Source organism: Labrys okinawensis (assembly GCF_047345005.1).
Lineage (GTDB): Bacteria > Pseudomonadota > Alphaproteobacteria > Rhizobiales > Labraceae > Labrys > Labrys okinawensis.
The window spans coordinates 548,139-562,187 of record NZ_CP178864.1; the positions used below are offsets into that span (position 1 = coordinate 548,139).

General features: G+C 65.8%; 13 protein-coding genes. 6 read left to right on the plus strand and 7 right to left on the minus strand.

What is annotated here, in order from left to right:
* Positions 1-7: 7 nt before the first annotated feature.
* Both ACMDCR_RS02660 and ACMDCR_RS02665 read right to left on the minus strand, forming a co-directional pair.
* Complete coding sequence (locus ACMDCR_RS02660) at positions 8-1,006, minus strand: 4-hydroxyproline epimerase (RefSeq protein ID WP_413991036.1); 999 nt, start codon at positions 1,004-1,006, stop codon at positions 8-10.
* Positions 1,007-1,098: 92 nt separating this feature from the next.
* Positions 1,099-2,010, minus strand: coding sequence for a dihydrodipicolinate synthase family protein (locus tag ACMDCR_RS02665; protein ID WP_413991037.1), 912 nt, complete (start codon positions 2,008-2,010; stop codon positions 1,099-1,101).
* Between the two features lie 135 nt (positions 2,011-2,145).
* Here ACMDCR_RS02665 and ACMDCR_RS02670 point away from each other — a divergent pair, with 135 nt between their 5' ends.
* The 5 genes from ACMDCR_RS02670 (at position 2,146) to ACMDCR_RS02690 (ending at position 8,147) form a co-directional block, all read left to right on the plus strand.
* Entirely contained in the window at positions 2,146-3,408 is a 1,263-nt protein-coding gene (locus ACMDCR_RS02670; RefSeq protein WP_413991038.1) for an NAD(P)/FAD-dependent oxidoreductase, read from the plus strand.
* Between the two features lie 272 nt (positions 3,409-3,680).
* Positions 3,681-4,589, plus strand: a complete 909-nt coding sequence (gene cysD, locus ACMDCR_RS02675; RefSeq protein WP_413991039.1) for a sulfate adenylyltransferase subunit CysD — start codon at positions 3,681-3,683, stop codon at positions 4,587-4,589.
* A 103-nt stretch (positions 4,590-4,692) separates the two neighbouring features.
* A complete protein-coding gene (gene cysN, locus ACMDCR_RS02680; RefSeq protein ID WP_413991040.1) occupies positions 4,693-6,636 on the plus strand; it encodes a sulfate adenylyltransferase subunit CysN in 1,944 nt (647 codons plus the stop codon).
* 256 nt (positions 6,637-6,892) lie between these two features.
* Positions 6,893-7,336, plus strand: a complete 444-nt coding sequence (locus ACMDCR_RS02685; RefSeq protein ID WP_413991041.1) for a DUF805 domain-containing protein — start codon at positions 6,893-6,895, stop codon at positions 7,334-7,336.
* A 31-nt stretch (positions 7,337-7,367) separates the two neighbouring features.
* Positions 7,368-8,147, plus strand: a complete 780-nt coding sequence (locus ACMDCR_RS02690) for a hypothetical protein (RefSeq protein WP_413991042.1) — start codon at positions 7,368-7,370, stop codon at positions 8,145-8,147.
* A 36-nt stretch (positions 8,148-8,183) separates the two neighbouring features.
* Here the strand turns inward: ACMDCR_RS02690 and ACMDCR_RS02695 are convergent, their stop codons facing one another.
* The 5 genes from ACMDCR_RS02695 to ACMDCR_RS02715 form a co-directional block, all read right to left on the minus strand.
* Positions 8,184-9,779, minus strand: a complete 1,596-nt coding sequence (locus tag ACMDCR_RS02695; RefSeq protein WP_413991043.1) for a heme biosynthesis protein HemY — start codon at positions 9,777-9,779, stop codon at positions 8,184-8,186.
* Between the two features lie 7 nt (positions 9,780-9,786).
* Positions 9,787-11,181 carry a hypothetical protein gene (locus ACMDCR_RS02700; RefSeq protein WP_413991044.1) on the minus strand — a complete coding sequence of 465 codons (1,395 nt, stop codon included), beginning with the start codon at positions 11,179-11,181 and terminating at the stop codon, positions 9,787-9,789.
* 76 nt (positions 11,182-11,257) lie between these two features.
* The gene (locus tag ACMDCR_RS02705; protein WP_413991045.1) at positions 11,258-11,959 is read right to left on the minus strand and encodes a uroporphyrinogen-III synthase; all 702 of its coding nucleotides are present in this window, start codon (positions 11,957-11,959) and stop codon (positions 11,258-11,260) included.
* Between the two features lie 93 nt (positions 11,960-12,052).
* Positions 12,053-12,976 carry a hydroxymethylbilane synthase gene (gene hemC, locus ACMDCR_RS02710; RefSeq protein ID WP_413993810.1) on the minus strand — a complete coding sequence of 308 codons (924 nt, stop codon included), beginning with the start codon at positions 12,974-12,976 and terminating at the stop codon, positions 12,053-12,055.
* A 72-nt stretch (positions 12,977-13,048) separates the two neighbouring features.
* Positions 13,049-13,510 carry a GNAT family N-acetyltransferase gene (locus ACMDCR_RS02715; protein WP_413991046.1) on the minus strand — a complete coding sequence of 154 codons (462 nt, stop codon included), beginning with the start codon at positions 13,508-13,510 and terminating at the stop codon, positions 13,049-13,051.
* Positions 13,511-13,605: 95 nt separating this feature from the next.
* Here ACMDCR_RS02715 and ACMDCR_RS02720 point away from each other — a divergent pair, with 95 nt between their 5' ends.
* Entirely contained in the window at positions 13,606-13,959 is a 354-nt protein-coding gene (locus ACMDCR_RS02720; protein WP_413991047.1) for a GFA family protein, read from the plus strand.
* The last annotated feature ends 90 nt before the right edge of the window (positions 13,960-14,049 follow it).

The window sequence follows — 14,049 nt, forward strand, 5'->3', positions numbered from 1 at the left end:
CAGGCGGTCACACCACCTGGAAGCCCTTCCAGAATGCATCTTCCCGATCGATCCAGATCGTGTTGAAGCCGGTCGAGATCGCCGAGCCCTGGATGGAGGGGATGATCGCCGGCTGGCCGGCGAGGTTGGTCAGCGCCTCCACCTTGCCGGTGAAGCGTGAGCCTATATAGCTCTCATGCACGAAGCTGTCGCCGGGCTTGAGCCTGCCCTTGGCGGTGAGATGGGCAAGGCGGGCCGAGGTGCCGGTGCCGCAGGGCGAGCGGTCGATGGCCTTGTCGCCGTAGAACACCGCATTGCGCCCGTCGGCACCGTTGCCGCGCGGCTTGTCGGCCCACAGCACATGGCTGACGCCCCGGATCGTTGAGTCGAGCGGATGCACCGGCTCGTATTTGTCCCGCATCAGTTCGCGCACCTTGCCGCTGAGCGCAATGATGCGTGCGGCGCCGAGAGCATCGAGACCCGTATAAGGCCCCTGTGGCTCGACGATGGCATAGTAGTTGCCGCCATAGGCGACATCGACGCTGAGCGGTCCGAAATCCGGTACCTCGATCTCGATGCCGCTGGCGGCGAGATAGGAGGGCACGTTGACGATGCGCACCGAGGTGACGCGGTTGCCCTCCGCCTCATAGGCGATGTCGATGACGCCGGCGGGTACCTCGACCTTGAGCTGGCCCGGTACGCGCGGCTGGATCAGCCCGTTCTCCAGGCCGAAGGTGATGATACCGATGGTGCCGTGGCCGCACATCGGCAGGCAGCCCGAGGTCTCGATGAAGAGGATGCCGATGTCGGTGTTATCCAGCGTCGGCGGATAGAGGAAGCCGCCCGACATCATGTCATGGCCGCGCGGTTCGAAGCACAGGCCCGTGCGGATCCAGTCGAAGCGCTCGAGGAAATCCTGCCGCCGCTTCGACATGCTGGCTCCACGCAGCAGCGGCGCCCCGCCGGCGACGAGACGCACGGGATTGCCGGCGGTGTGGCCATCGATGCAGAAGAAGGTGTGACGCATGGGGAGATCTTCCGAGAAGGGCCGGACCTAGGCCTCCCCCCAGCTTCGTGGGGAAGGCCGCGCGCACATCTTGTGTGCGCTTACGCTGCGCCCTACGCCGCCTTGAGCTTCAAGCTCGGCCGCGTCGCCGCCGCCTTTTCGACCATCGCGGTCACCTCGGCCCGGCGGGCGCCGGTCAGCGGCCAGCGGGGTGGGCGGACGCGTTCGGAGCCGCGGCCCATGATCTGCTCGGCAAGCTTGATGGACTGCACCAGGTCGTGCTCGGCGTCGAGATGGAGCAACGGCATGAACCAGCGATAGATGGCGCGCGCGCCCTCCCAGTCGCCCCGGGCCGCAGCCTTGACGAGTTGCACCGATTCCTGTGGGAAGGCGCTGGTGAGGCCGGAGACCCAGCCCTTGGCGCCCAGCATCAGGCCTTCCAGCGCCACGTCGTCGAGGCCGGCGAAGATGTCGAAGCGGTCACCGAACTCGTTGATCAGGTCGGTGAAGCGGCGCGGATCGGGCGCACTTTCCTTCACGGCGACGATGTTGGGCACATCTTCCAGCGCACGGAGCACATCCGAGCCGATATTGACGCGATAGGCCGGCGGGTTGTTGTAGAGCATGATCGGCAGCGAGGTCGCTTCGGCGATCATGCGGAAATGCGCGGTCAGTTCTTCGGGCTTGGGCACATAGACCATGGCCGGCAGCACCATCAGGCCGTCGGCACCGATGCGTTCGGCATCCTCCGCATAGGCGATGGCCCGGCGGGTGTCGAATTCCGAGACGCCGGTGATCACCGGCACGCGGTTGTTCACCACCTCGACGGCAGCCTTCAGCACAGTGCGCTTTTCTTCGGGATCCAGCGAATTGTTCTCGCCGCAAGTGCCCATCACGATCAGGCCGTTGACGCCGTCCTTGACCAGCGCATCCTGCACGCCCTGTGTGGCGTCGATATCGATGGCGAGGCTGGCGTCAAACTGCGTGGTCACCGCGGGGAAGACCCCGCTCCAATTGGTTGTCATGGCTAGTCTCCGCTTGGGGTTGCCTTACGCCTTGCCGGCCGCTTTTTCTTAGCGCGAAATGGCGTGTGAGATACGCTTGAAATTGGTTACCTAAAAATCGTATACTATATACGATCGATGCAAGGCAAGGGCAAAATGGTGCGGCAGGGCGAAAAGACGCAGGCGGATCGGACAGTCGTCGTGGGCGGCGGCATCGTGGGCCTCAGCTGCGCGCTCGCCTTGCAGCGCCAGGGCGAGCCGGTGCTGCTTCTCGATCCGGCACGCAGCCCGCCGCCGGCTTCTCATGGCAATGCCGGCCATATCGCCATCGAACAGGTCGAGCCGCTTGCTTCCGTGGCGACCCTGCGGTCCCTGCCGCGACGATTGATGGCCTTTGGCGGGCCGGTGTCGCTGCCACCCACGGAGATCGGTCGCTGGCTGCCGTTCGGGCTGCGCATGATTGCCGCTGCCCGCCCTGAGCGCTTTGCTGCCGGCAAGAAGGCACTCTCCGCGTTGCTTGCCGAAGCGATGCCGGCCTGGCGCCGGCTTGCCGCAAGCCTCGAACCGCACGGTCTGCTCAAGGAGAGCGGTCACGCCGTGGTCTGGCACGGGCAGGAGGCGGCCGTGGCGGGGCTGCGGGCCTGGCAACGCACCGACACCGGGACGGCCCGCTTCCATGCCGCCTCGAAGGAGGAACTGGCCTGGCTCGCGCGCGTACTGAAGACGCCGCCGGCAGGTGGCATCCTGTTCGAGAATACCGGCCAGGTCGTCGATCCCGCCGCAGTGCTGGCGGCTCTCGGCTCGGCATTCCAGGCGGCCGGCGGCGAGCGGCGGACCAGCCTCGTGCAGGCTCTCGAGCTTGCGGACGGTGCTGCGGTGCTGGTTTTGACGGGAGGCGAGCGCATCCGGCAGCGCCGTGTGGTTGTTGCGGCGGGGGTGGACAGCGGTGCCCTGGTGGCGCCGCTCGGCCTGAAGGCGCCCATCATCGCCGAGCGCGGCTATCACATTCAGAGCACGGATCATGGCTGGCCCGATGACCTGCCGCCCATCATGTTCGAGGAACGCTCCCTGATCGTCTCGCGCTTCCGCTCCGGCGTGCGGGCATCGAGCTTCGTCGAATTCACCCGGCGCGACGCGCCCGCGGACGAACGCAAATGGCAGCGGCTCGAGGCGCATGCAGCCGCGCTTGGCCTGCCGGCGCGCGGGCCCTGGCAGCATTGGCTCGGCTCGCGGCCGACTTTGCCCGACTATCTGCCGGCCATCGGCCGGGCGGGAGCCTCCAATCTCTTCTATGCTTTCGGTCACCAGCATCTCGGTCTGACGCTCGGGCCGGTGACCGGCGAATTGGTGGCAGCCATGATTGCCGGGGGCGAGAGTGCCGTACCCCTGGCACCGTTCGATTTGGGGAGGTTCGGGTAGGAGGCGATGCATTCTGGGGGGCGGGTCTTCAGACCCGGCTCTTGTCCGCGCCCGCCGCACAGGTAGCCGGGTCAGAAGACCCGCCCCCCGAAACGCCCATTTACGGAAAAGAAAGGGCCTGCTGGAAGCTTGTCATACCCGGGAAGGTGGCCGCCACTGCAGTGACTGCCTATTTCCCATGCAACAAACGCACTTGCGCTACCTGCCCCGACCTTCTATGTAAATTACCCTAATTACGCAATTTTCTATGTAAAAATAGCCCAAGGGCATCGATGTCTCGCACCCTCTCCCCGCATCTCAAGCGGCTCGAAGCCGAGTCGATCGGCATCATCCGCGAAGTCGCGGCCGAATTCGCCAATCCGGTGATGCTCTACTCGATCGGCAAGGATTCGGGTGTGATGCTCCATCTGGCGATGAAGGCCTTCTACCCCTCCAAGCTTCCGTTCCCGCTGCTCCATGTCGATACGACGTGGAAGTTCAAGGACATGATCTCGTTCCGCGACGAGATCGCCAGGCGCTATGGGCTCGATCTCATCGTGCATATCAACCAGGACGGAATCGCGCGCGGCATCAATCCGATCACATCCGGTTCCTCGTTGCACACGCAGGTGATGAAAACCGAGGGGTTGCGACAGGCGCTCGACAAGTACAAGTTCGACGCAGCCTTCGGCGGCGCCCGGCGCGACGAGGAGAAGAGCCGCGCCAAGGAGCGCATTTTCTCCTTCCGCACCGCCAACCACACCTGGGACCCGCGCAACCAGCGCCCGGAACTCTGGTCGCTCTACAACACCAAGATCCGGCAGGGCGAATCGATCCGCGTTTTCCCGCTGTCGAACTGGACGGAGCTCGATATCTGGCAGTACATCCTCGAAGAGGATATTCCGATCGTGCCGCTCTATCTGGCCAAGGAGCGCCCGGTGGTGTTCCGCGCCGGCACCATGCTGATGGTCGACGATGACCGCCTGCCGCTGGAGCCCGGGGAGGTGCCGCAGATGCGTCAGGTCCGCTTCCGCACGCTGGGGTGCTATCCTCTCTCCGGGGCCATCGATTCCGATGCCACCTCCGTGGCCGACATCGTGCGCGAGATGCTCACCGCCCGCACCTCCGAGCGCCAGGGCCGGCTGATCGACAATGACGAAGCGGCCTCGATGGAAAAGAAGAAGCGCGAGGGCTATTTCTGATGAAATTCCCGGGATCGCAGGCATCTTGCCTGCTTCTGTTTTTCCATCATGCGTCTCGTTTCCAAAAGCAGGCAGGATGTCTGCGATCCCAGAAGGCTCCGCGATGAACGCGCCTGCTCTCCAAACCCAGCTTGCCGCCGCGCCTGCGCCCGAACTCTCCCTCGCCGAGATGCTCAAGCCTCGCGAGAAGGAACTCCTGCGCTTCCTCACCTGCGGCTCGGTGGATGACGGCAAGTCGACGCTGATCGGCCGCCTGCTCTATGATTCCAAGCTCATCTTCGAGGACCAGCTCGCCACTCTGGAGAAGGACTCCAAGCGCCATGGCACGACCGGCGAGGATATCGACTTCGCCCTCCTGGTCGACGGGTTGGAGGCCGAGCGCGAGCAGGGCATCACCATCGACGTCGCCTATCGCTTCTTCTCGACCGCCCGGCGCTCCTTCATCGTTGCCGACACGCCCGGCCACGAACAATACACCCGCAACATGGCGACCGGCGCCTCCACCGCCGATCTTGCCGTCTTGATGATCGATGCGCGCAAGGGCGTGCTGGTGCAGACCAAGCGCCATGCCACCATCTGCTCGCTGCTCGGCATCCGCCACATCGTCGTGGCGGTGAACAAGATCGACCTCACCGGCTTCGACAAGGCCGTGTTCGACAAGATCGTGCTGGATATCGCCGCCTTCACCGCCAATCTCGGCTTTGCCTCGGTGACGCCGATCCCGATGTCCGCACGGTATGGCGACAATGTTTCCAGCCGTTCGGCCCGCATCGACTGGTACGATGGACCGAGCCTTATCGAGCATCTAGAAGGCATCGACATCGCCTCCAACGCGGTGAAGAAGCCCTTCCGCTTCCCCGTGCAATGGGTGAATCGTCCCAATCTCGACTTCCGCGGTTTCTCGGGCACGCTCGCTTCCGGTTCGATCCGGCCGGGAGACTGCGTGACGGTGGCAGCCTCCGGCAAGACCTCGGTGGTGACCCGCATCGTCACCCAGGACGGCGATCTCGGCGAAGCGGTGGCGGGCGATGCCGTCACGCTCACCCTCGCCAACGAGATCGACGCGGCGCGCGGCGACGTCCTCTCGCTCGCCACCGAGCGGCCAGAGGTCGCCGACCAGTTCGCGGCCCACCTGATCTGGATGTCGGAAGACGCGCTGTTGCCCGGGCGCTCCTACATGATGCGCATCGGCACCAAATTCGTGCCGGCAGCGGTGACGTCGATCAAGCACAAGATCGACGTCAACACCCAGGAGCATCTCGCGGCCAAGACGCTCCAGCTCAACGAGATCGGCGTCGTCAACGTCTCCACCAGCGTGCCGGTGGCGCGCGACGCCTATGCCGAGATCAGGGAGACCGGCGCCTTCATCCTGATCGACCGCTCGACCAACCAGACAGCGGCGGCCGGCATGGTGGACTTTGCCCTGCGCCGGGCCACCAATATCCACCGCCAGTCGCTCACCATCGACAAGCTGGCACGCTCGTCCCTCAAGCACCAGAAATCGGCGATCGTCTGGTTCACCGGCCTGTCGGGCTCGGGCAAGTCGACCATCGCCAATCTGGTGGAGGCCGAGCTCAATCATGCCGGCCACCACACCATGCTGCTCGACGGCGACAATGTCCGTCACGGCCTCAATCGCGATCTCGGCTTCTCCGACGCCGACCGCGTGGAGAACATCCGCCGTGTCGGCGAGGTCGCCAAGCTGTTCGTCGAGAGCGGCACCATCGTGCTGTGCTCCTTCATCTCGCCCTTCGAGGCGGAGCGCGCGCTGGTGCGATCCTTGGTCGAGTCTGGCGAATTCGTCGAGATTTTCGTCGACACGCCGATCGAGGACTGCATCAAGCGCGATCCTAAGGGCCTCTATGCCAAGGCGCTGGCTGGCCAGATCAAGCACTTCACCGGCGTCACCAGCCCCTATGAGCGGCCGGAGAATGCCGAGATCGTGCTGAAGACGCCGGGGCATACCGCCGCCGAGTTGGCCCAGGCTGTGATCAAGGCTCTGCGCGAGCGCGGCCTGCTTGAGCACCAGGACGTCTGGGGGCTGTAGAAGCGGCCTCGCGCGGAAAGATTGCCAAGGCCGGGTCGCTCCCGGCCTTTTCTTTTGAACTTGGCGTGCGGGAGGGAACCCGAGCAAGGCGCGTCTGATCGCAAACGCCGCTTTGCTTTAACTCTTTGTCTCGACGCGTCCTTGCGATTCCTGCGGGTTCCATCGGATCGCAAAGTGCTTTGGCGTGAAAAGCATGCCGGTTCAGCCCGATTGTTGTATGATCCGGTTGGGATCAAGAGCGGCGCGGGGGCCTGCTTTGTCTTTAGCCGATGTCAGCGATGACGGACCAGGGCCGTGGCAAGTGCTGTTCAGTCCGAAGGGGCGCTTGCCGCGGCTCGATACGATATTCGCGTTCACTTGCGTGTTGATCGTCGCCAAAGCTCTCGCCAGCTTGTGGATCGGTTTCGCCGCGGCCTATCGGCATCGGCAGGATCTCGAAGCGCTTCTCACGCCATGGGTATGGGGGCCTGTGGTGATCATCGGTCTGGTGAGCGCATGGTCAGTTGCCTGCGTGCTCATCAAGCGCTGTCATGATCGAGACCGGTCAGCCTGGTTCGTGCTGATCGCGCTTGTTCCCCTGATCAACCTGTGGCCTTTGATCGAATTGTTCTTCCTGCCCGGCACACCCAACCTCAATCATTTCGGGCCTCCGCCGAGGGGCATGGTGCAGCAATGGCGCGAGGCCAATCGGGACCTTTGACGGGACGCCGCCTGCCTGCCATGGATGGCGGATGCATGCCCTGATCATCAAGCTCACTCTCCCTAGCCTGCTCATCCTGTTGGCGAGCCTCGTTGGCCGGCGTTGGGGCGAGGTGGTCGGTGGCTGGGTCACGGGGCTGCCGCTGACGTCCGGGCCGGTGATCGCCTTCCTGGCCCTGCAATATGGACCCGATTTCGCGGCGGTGGCGACCAACGGCTCCCTCGTCGGCGCAGCGGCGCAGGCGCTGGCTTGCATCGGTTATGCGCGGCTGGCCGATCGGGGCTGGCCTGTCGCCCTGTTCGCCGGCATTACCACATTCGCCTTGGGCGCGGCCCTTCTGCATGCAGCGGCGATGCCCCATTGGGTGCTTTTCCTAGCGGCACTCGCGGTGCTGACGGCGGCGCTGGTGGTGATCCCCTCGCGCATGGTCCGGCGCAGCATCATGGCGCCGCCCTGGTGGGATCTGCCGGCCCGCATGGTGGTCGTGAGCCTCCTGGTGGTTGGGCTGACGGCGGCGACACCCCTCCTAGGCGCTGAAGTGAGCGGCGTGCTTGCGGCATTTCCGATCTTTGCCATGACGCTGGCGATCTTCGCCCACCGCGCACAAGGGCCGGCCGCGGCCCGGCAGGTGGTGCGCGGCATGGTCATCGCGCTCTTCGGCTTCTCCTGCTTCTTCTATGTCCTCGGCCTGCTCCTGGTCTCCATGAACACGATCCTCGCCTTCATGATCTCCGCTCTCGCCGCGCTGGGGACCCAGGCTCTGCTATTCAGGCTGATGCATCCCGGCGGCCGTAGCGGGGCCGTGGCCTGAGTCGATTGCGCTGCTGCTAAAAGCCGCGTGCCATCGTCACCCGTTGATCGGGAAACGCACCACGCGGTTCGCCTCTTCCGAGCCTGTGCCCGGATCATCCGGCACGGGATGGGAGGGTACCACCGGCATGGGTGGGGGCGGGCGGCGGCCGGGCGGCGGCTTCAGGGGCTCGGGCTTGAGCACCTCGACCTTGGCGGGCTCGATCGGCACCGGCTCCGGTTCGGCGGCCTTCGGCGTCTCCTGCGCCACCGGGGCGGGTGCAGGTGCGGGCGCCTCGACGAGCTTGGGCTGTTCCGGCTCGTCGATATCGGCCAGCACATCGTCCGAATAGGACATCACGGGGGCGCCGAGGCGCTCCACCGGCGTCTTCCATTCGAAGGCGTCGATGCGGCCGGTGACGGGCGAGACCGGCAGCCAGACATCGGAAACCACGCCATCGGCCGTCCAAACCGGATCGCGTGGAGCCCGCAGGGCGCGCGAAAGCCATTCGCGCACCTTGCCGGTGGCGCCGTTCTCGGCTTCCTCGATCTCGGCCATCAGCAGGCAGACGCGCTCGGTGGCGCCGGAAGCGAGCAGCGGCGACAGCGAGGAGCGTGCCACCGTGAAGTCACGGGCCGAGAGAGCTGCGCGAGCGAGCGCAATCGAAGCCTCGGGATTGCCGGCCATCAACGCCGCCAGATGCTGGATGCGGGCATAGCGGTCGCGCGCCGAATCTCCGAGCCGGACATTCATGTAGGCCTCGGCAAGATCCGGATGCGGCTGCAGGCGCCAGGCGGTTTCGAGCACGCGCGCGGCCTTGCGGATGTCGTTGCTTTCCGCGAGCAGCTTGGCGGCGAGCACCGCCGCCGGCACCAGGCCGGGTGCGAGCTTGAGGGCCTCCAGCGCACTCGCCTTGGCGGCCGCACGGTCGCGCTCCGATTGGTCGATGGCGCGAGCGGTGAGCAGCACGGCGCGGTGACGCCTTGCCGTCTCCTTGTCGATCAGGCGATGGTCGGCATTGCGGCTGAGGGTGGCGAGCGCACCGGCCCAGTCCTTCTCCACCGATTGGAATTCGAGCAGCGCCGTGCCGGCCCAAGGCAAGCTCGGCGAGGTCTTCACCGCCTCGGCAGCGAGGAGGCGCGCGGCATGGGCATCGCCGCGGCGCCGCGCCTCGACGAAAAGGCCGCGCAGGCCAAGCGATTTGGTCTCGGCCTCGTTCAGCATGGCGCGGAAGGCCGTCTCTGCTCCGGCTCGGTCCCCCGAAAGCTGGGAGGCCTGCGCACGCAGCAGCAGGGCGAGCGGCTCGCGGCCCAGGATGCGCTCGGCATCATTGGCCTGTTTCTGCGCCCGGCGCACATCGCCCGAACCCACGGCGATCATGCCCTGCGTGACGGCGTTGAAGCCCCTGGAGCGGCGGCGGGTGCGGAAATAGCCGGTGACATTGGCAGGTGAGCGCAGGAGCCAGCGCACCAGCCCGATGATCATCATCAGGAGGGCCACGATGATGATCAGCGCCACCACGGCCCAGACCAGCTTCACGCTGTGCTGGGAATGGTTGAAGGTGAGCGAGACGGTCTCCGGCCGGTCGGCCAGGAAATAGAGGCCATAGGCCACCAGGGCGAAAATGACGACGGTGACAACAACGCGGATCATCGAGGCCTCACTGGCCGGTGAATTTTTGCAGGGCAGCGCTGGTCTGCGCCTTGATCAGGTCGAAGGCCGAGGCGGCGCCGGAGGCCTGGGACAGCCAGGCGGCACCCGCCTGCTGGGCGGCGTCGGGCATCGCCTTGAAGGCGGCGATGGCGCCGGGCAGGTCGCCCTTGTGGAGGGCATCGGCGACTTTCTGGGCCGGCCAGCCCGGATCGCCGACCGGCACCTCGCCTTCCGGCGTGGTGGTTACGATGCCGCTGAGGCTCGAGGTGAGGCGGTCGAGCATGCTGGCATCCGGTGGCGGATCGGCGGGCTTGGGCGTCAGCGCCGCCACGATCTGCGGCTTCACCGCCTCGTAGCTGACGGCGAGCATCTCCACCGAGGGCGTGCCGGTCCGGGCGAGGCTCGCCAGCGGCGCCAGCGCATCGGCATTGCCGCCCAGCGCATTGGCGGTGTTGAGTTCGGCCGTGAAAGGCTTTCCGCCGCGAATGGCCTCGCCAAGCTGCGACAGGGCAACGGCATAGGCGGCCGCTTTGTCCGGCGTGTTGGCGACCGCTGTTTTGAGATCGGCGATCTGCTGGGAAAGGCTGCCGGTGGCGGTGCCGACCTGGCGCATGGCATCGTTCAAGGTCGCGACATCCGTCTCGGCCTTGCCGAGGCGCTCCGTCAGGGCGGCGATCTCGGCGTCGCTCTTGCCCAGCCGGTCGGTGATGCCGGAAAGGTCGGGCACGGTTGCGGGAGGCGCGGCGGGAGCCTCATTGGCCGTACCGCTGGCACTGCTGGCCGCGCTCGCGGCCTTCTGCGCGTCGCCGGCGAGGTTCAGGGCGTTATTGGCGGCATCCTGCGCCGTCTTGGCGGCAACCTCGATGGTGGCGACCTTGCCGAGAGCCTGTTCGATGGCGGCCTTGTTGGAGGCGATATCCTGTTCGGCGGCGGCAAGGCGGGGAACCAGGACCTCGGCCCCGAGGCCGGTTCGGCCAAGTGGGATCAGGTCGTAGGCACCGGCGGCGAGCACGAGGCCGCCGCCGATGATGCCACCCACCACGGCGGCGAGCACCACAGGCAGGCTGGAGCGGGGCGGCGGATCGAAGGCATCGGCCTGAGGTGAAGGGATTTGGGCCGAAGGGATCTCGGACGAGGATCGGTCAGCGGCGGGCTGCTCCGGACCTGGCGGCTCGGCGGCCGCTTCCTGCGGCTTGAGCGCCTCGCCTTCCCCGCTCTGGGCGGCGGGAGGGCTTCCGTCGAGCGGAGCGGCCCCAGGCTCCGTCGGCTCCGCTGGGGTCTCCGTAGAGGAAGACTTTGATTCGGGCGCAACTTCCCTTGCGTTCAAATCCAGCGTTGCAGGCCCAAGGCCCGCGCTTTTCTGCCTTTGCGGCCTGCCTTCCGTGTCGTCTTCCCGTACCATATAGACCTCTTGGCAAACCTCAAGGAGACCCGATCCGGCCTTGCCTATAGCACGAAAAATCCCGAGCGCATCTCGTTCAAATCAGCGCAAGCAAGGCATCTTCCTCCGGCCGCGCCGCAAAGGCAACCTTTGCCGCACCGGCCTCCCGAAGGACCTCCGACACCTTGCGCGACAGGCAAAGATGCCGCACGTCCAGCCGCGCCGTCCCCGCCTCTCCGCCGGCGCAGGTGATGAAGGCGTCGGCGGTGCGGGCCGAATAATGCAGCACCGCGTCAACGGCGCCGGCTGCAAAGGCAGACTCGGTCTCCGGCCGGAAACGCGCAGCCTGATGCGCCTCATAAACCACGGTGAGCGTTACATCATGATCAAATGCGGCGAGATCTGTGGCAAGATCGCCGCTCCGGTCGGCTCCTGCGAGATAGAGCGCGCGCTTGGGCTCCCGCCAACGCTCGCGGACATGGGCGACGAGGCTGGCGACATCGCGCCCGAGCGTCTCGACCTTGGCAAAACCCATTGCTCGCGCTGTCGCGCCGGTGCGCTTGCCGACGGCGACGAGGGGCGTGGCGGTGAGAGCCTCGAGCTCCCGGCGCTGCCGGAGGGCTGCAAGCGCATTGCCGCTGGTGACGATGAGCACGTCGAAAGGGCCCACCGGCAGAGGCTCGGCCCGGAAGACGATCTCGAGCATGGGATCGATCAGTGCCTCGTGGCCGCGCCGCTCCAAGGCAAGCGCAGTATGCCGCGCTTCCTCGATCGGCCTTGTGACGAGAACGCGTGCCATGAGGTTCCCTGCAATGGGTGTGCCGACCTCCAGGTCGGCATTCTTTCTTGAAAGATCCAGGTTCCCTGCCGATCTGGAGATCGGCACACCCGGCTACCCCGCGAAAAAGTCCGGCCCGCCCGCGGCGCGCAATTCCTCACCGGCCGAACGCCCCAGCGCCTCTGCGTCGTCCAGACCGCCGCTGCGCATGGCTGCATGCATGGCGCTGCCGTCGGGCTTGAGGATCTGGCCGCGGAAGGAGATCCGTTCGCCCTCCACCCTGGCGTGTCCCGCGATAGGCGTGCGGCAGGAGCCGTCGAGCACGCCGAGAAAGGCGCGCTCCAGCGTGACGGCAAGATGCGTCGCCCGATGGTCGATGCCGGCAACGAGGCGGCTGGTCTGGCCATCGTCCGCCCGCGTCTCCAGGCCGATGGCGCCTTGCCCGATGGCGGGAAGGAAATCCTCCTCGCTCAGGATGGCGGTGGCGTGATCGATGAGGCCAAGCCGCTTCAGCCCGGCCACGGCGAGCAGCGTGGCATCGGCCTCGCCCTCGGCGATCTTGCGCAGGCGTGTCTCGACATTGCCTCGGAACAGGATGGTGTTCAGATCGGGCCTGAGATGTTTCACCTGGGCCTGGCGCCGCAGGGCCGCGGTACCGATGACGGCACCCTGCGGCAGGGCGGCGATGGAGGCAGCCTTTGGCGAGATCAGGGCATCGCGTACATCCTCCCGTTCGAGGTAGGCGCTGAGCACCAGCCCGTCCGGCAGGAGAGTCGGCATGTCCTTGGTTGAATGCACGCCGATATCGATCTCGCCGTCGGCGAGCGCGCGTTCGATCTCCTTGGTGAACAGCCCCTTGCCGCCCACCTCGGACAACGGACGGTCGCGGATCATGTCACCCGAGGTCCTGAACACGCGGATCTCGATGCGTTCGGGCGCGATGTCATGCGCCCGAGCCAGCAGGGCCTGGGTCTCCCGGGCCTGCGCCAGGGCAAGCGGACTGCCTCTCGTCCCGAGGCGCAACAGAATGGACACGATGCGGCTGCTTTCCGAATGGTTTGAGGCTGCTTAGCGCCGGAAGGCTGGGGAAGTCAAAGGCCGTTCGAGGGCTCAGAGCTGCTTGCGGTACACGATGAAGCCGGAAAGATCGGCCACCTTGTCGTAAAGCTGGCGGGCCACGCGGTTGCTCTCCTGCGTTTGCCAATAGACACGCGGCGCCCCCAAGGCCTTGGCGCGGCGATAGACTTCCTCGATCAGCGCGCGGCCGACACCAAGCCCCCGCGCGGCCTCGTCGGTGAACAGGTCCTGCAGATAGCAGTTCGGGCCGATGGACACCGTGGTGCGATGGAAGAGATAATGGGTGAGGCCGATCAGTCGCTCCCCGCGTTCGGCAACCAGGGCATGAACCGGCTCGTAGCCGTCAAAGAAACGCTGCCATGTGCAGGCCGTGATCTCGGGGGCAAGCGAGTCAGGTCCCACCCGGCCATAGAAGATATTGTAGCCCTCCCACAGGCGCAGCCATTGATCATGGTCGGCGCGCTCGACAGGGCGGATGGAAAAGTCCTCGGGCATCGCAGTCATCTCCGGAGCAAGGGCGCATTGACGCGACAGGAACGCTTCCTATCATGATTGCGATCTTTCAAGCTTGGGATTCTCCAGCGAGGGAAATGAATGCCTATTCAGGCGCCTGTCACTGCGGCGAAGTCACTTTCAGCGTGGATGCCGATCTGCCAAAGCAGGCGATGAGCTGCAATTGTTCCTTCTGCCGGCGCAAGGGCTCGCTGATGACCTTCGTGCCGGCCGCCCAGTTTGATCTGACAAGCCGGCAGGAGGCGCTGAAATCCTATTTCTTCAACAAGCACAGGATCGAGCACCGCTTCTGCGCGACTTGCGGCACCCAGGCCTTCTCCGCCGCCACGGCGCCGGATGGCGCGGACATGCGCGCGATCAATCTCCGCTGTGTGCCGGAAGCGAATCTCGAGGCTCTGGAGCTCAAGATGTATGATGGGGCGAGCGTGTAGGCCCGCCAGGCCTGCCGAAGAGGCTCGAGCGGAAAGAAGCCTGCGTGGTTGGCCCCGGCGGCCAAATATCGCCATGTCAAAAATGTTGGT

Bases quoted from the DNA above. Each gene is read 5' to 3' on its own strand.
- ACMDCR_RS02660 (WP_413991036.1), bottom strand. From the start codon at position 1,006: ATGCGTCACACCTTCTTCTGCATCGATGGCCACACCGCCGGCAATCCC.
- ACMDCR_RS02665 (WP_413991037.1), bottom strand. From the start codon at position 2,010: ATGACAACCAATTGGAGCGGGGTCTTCCCCGCGGTGACCACGCAGTTT.
- ACMDCR_RS02670 (WP_413991038.1), top strand. From the start codon at position 2,146: ATGGTGCGGCAGGGCGAAAAGACGCAGGCGGATCGGACAGTCGTCGTG.
- cysD (WP_413991039.1), top strand. From the start codon at position 3,681: ATGTCTCGCACCCTCTCCCCGCATCTCAAGCGGCTCGAAGCCGAGTCG.
- cysN (WP_413991040.1), top strand. From the start codon at position 4,693: ATGAACGCGCCTGCTCTCCAAACCCAGCTTGCCGCCGCGCCTGCGCCC.
- ACMDCR_RS02690 (WP_413991042.1), top strand. From the start codon at position 7,368: ATGCATGCCCTGATCATCAAGCTCACTCTCCCTAGCCTGCTCATCCTG.
- ACMDCR_RS02695 (WP_413991043.1), bottom strand. From the start codon at position 9,779: ATGATCCGCGTTGTTGTCACCGTCGTCATTTTCGCCCTGGTGGCCTAT.
- ACMDCR_RS02700 (WP_413991044.1), bottom strand. From the start codon at position 11,181: ATGGTACGGGAAGACGACACGGAAGGCAGGCCGCAAAGGCAGAAAAGC.
- ACMDCR_RS02705 (WP_413991045.1), bottom strand. From the start codon at position 11,959: ATGGCACGCGTTCTCGTCACAAGGCCGATCGAGGAAGCGCGGCATACT.
- ACMDCR_RS02715 (WP_413991046.1), bottom strand. From the start codon at position 13,510: ATGCCCGAGGACTTTTCCATCCGCCCTGTCGAGCGCGCCGACCATGAT.
- ACMDCR_RS02720 (WP_413991047.1), top strand. From the start codon at position 13,606: ATGAATGCCTATTCAGGCGCCTGTCACTGCGGCGAAGTCACTTTCAGC.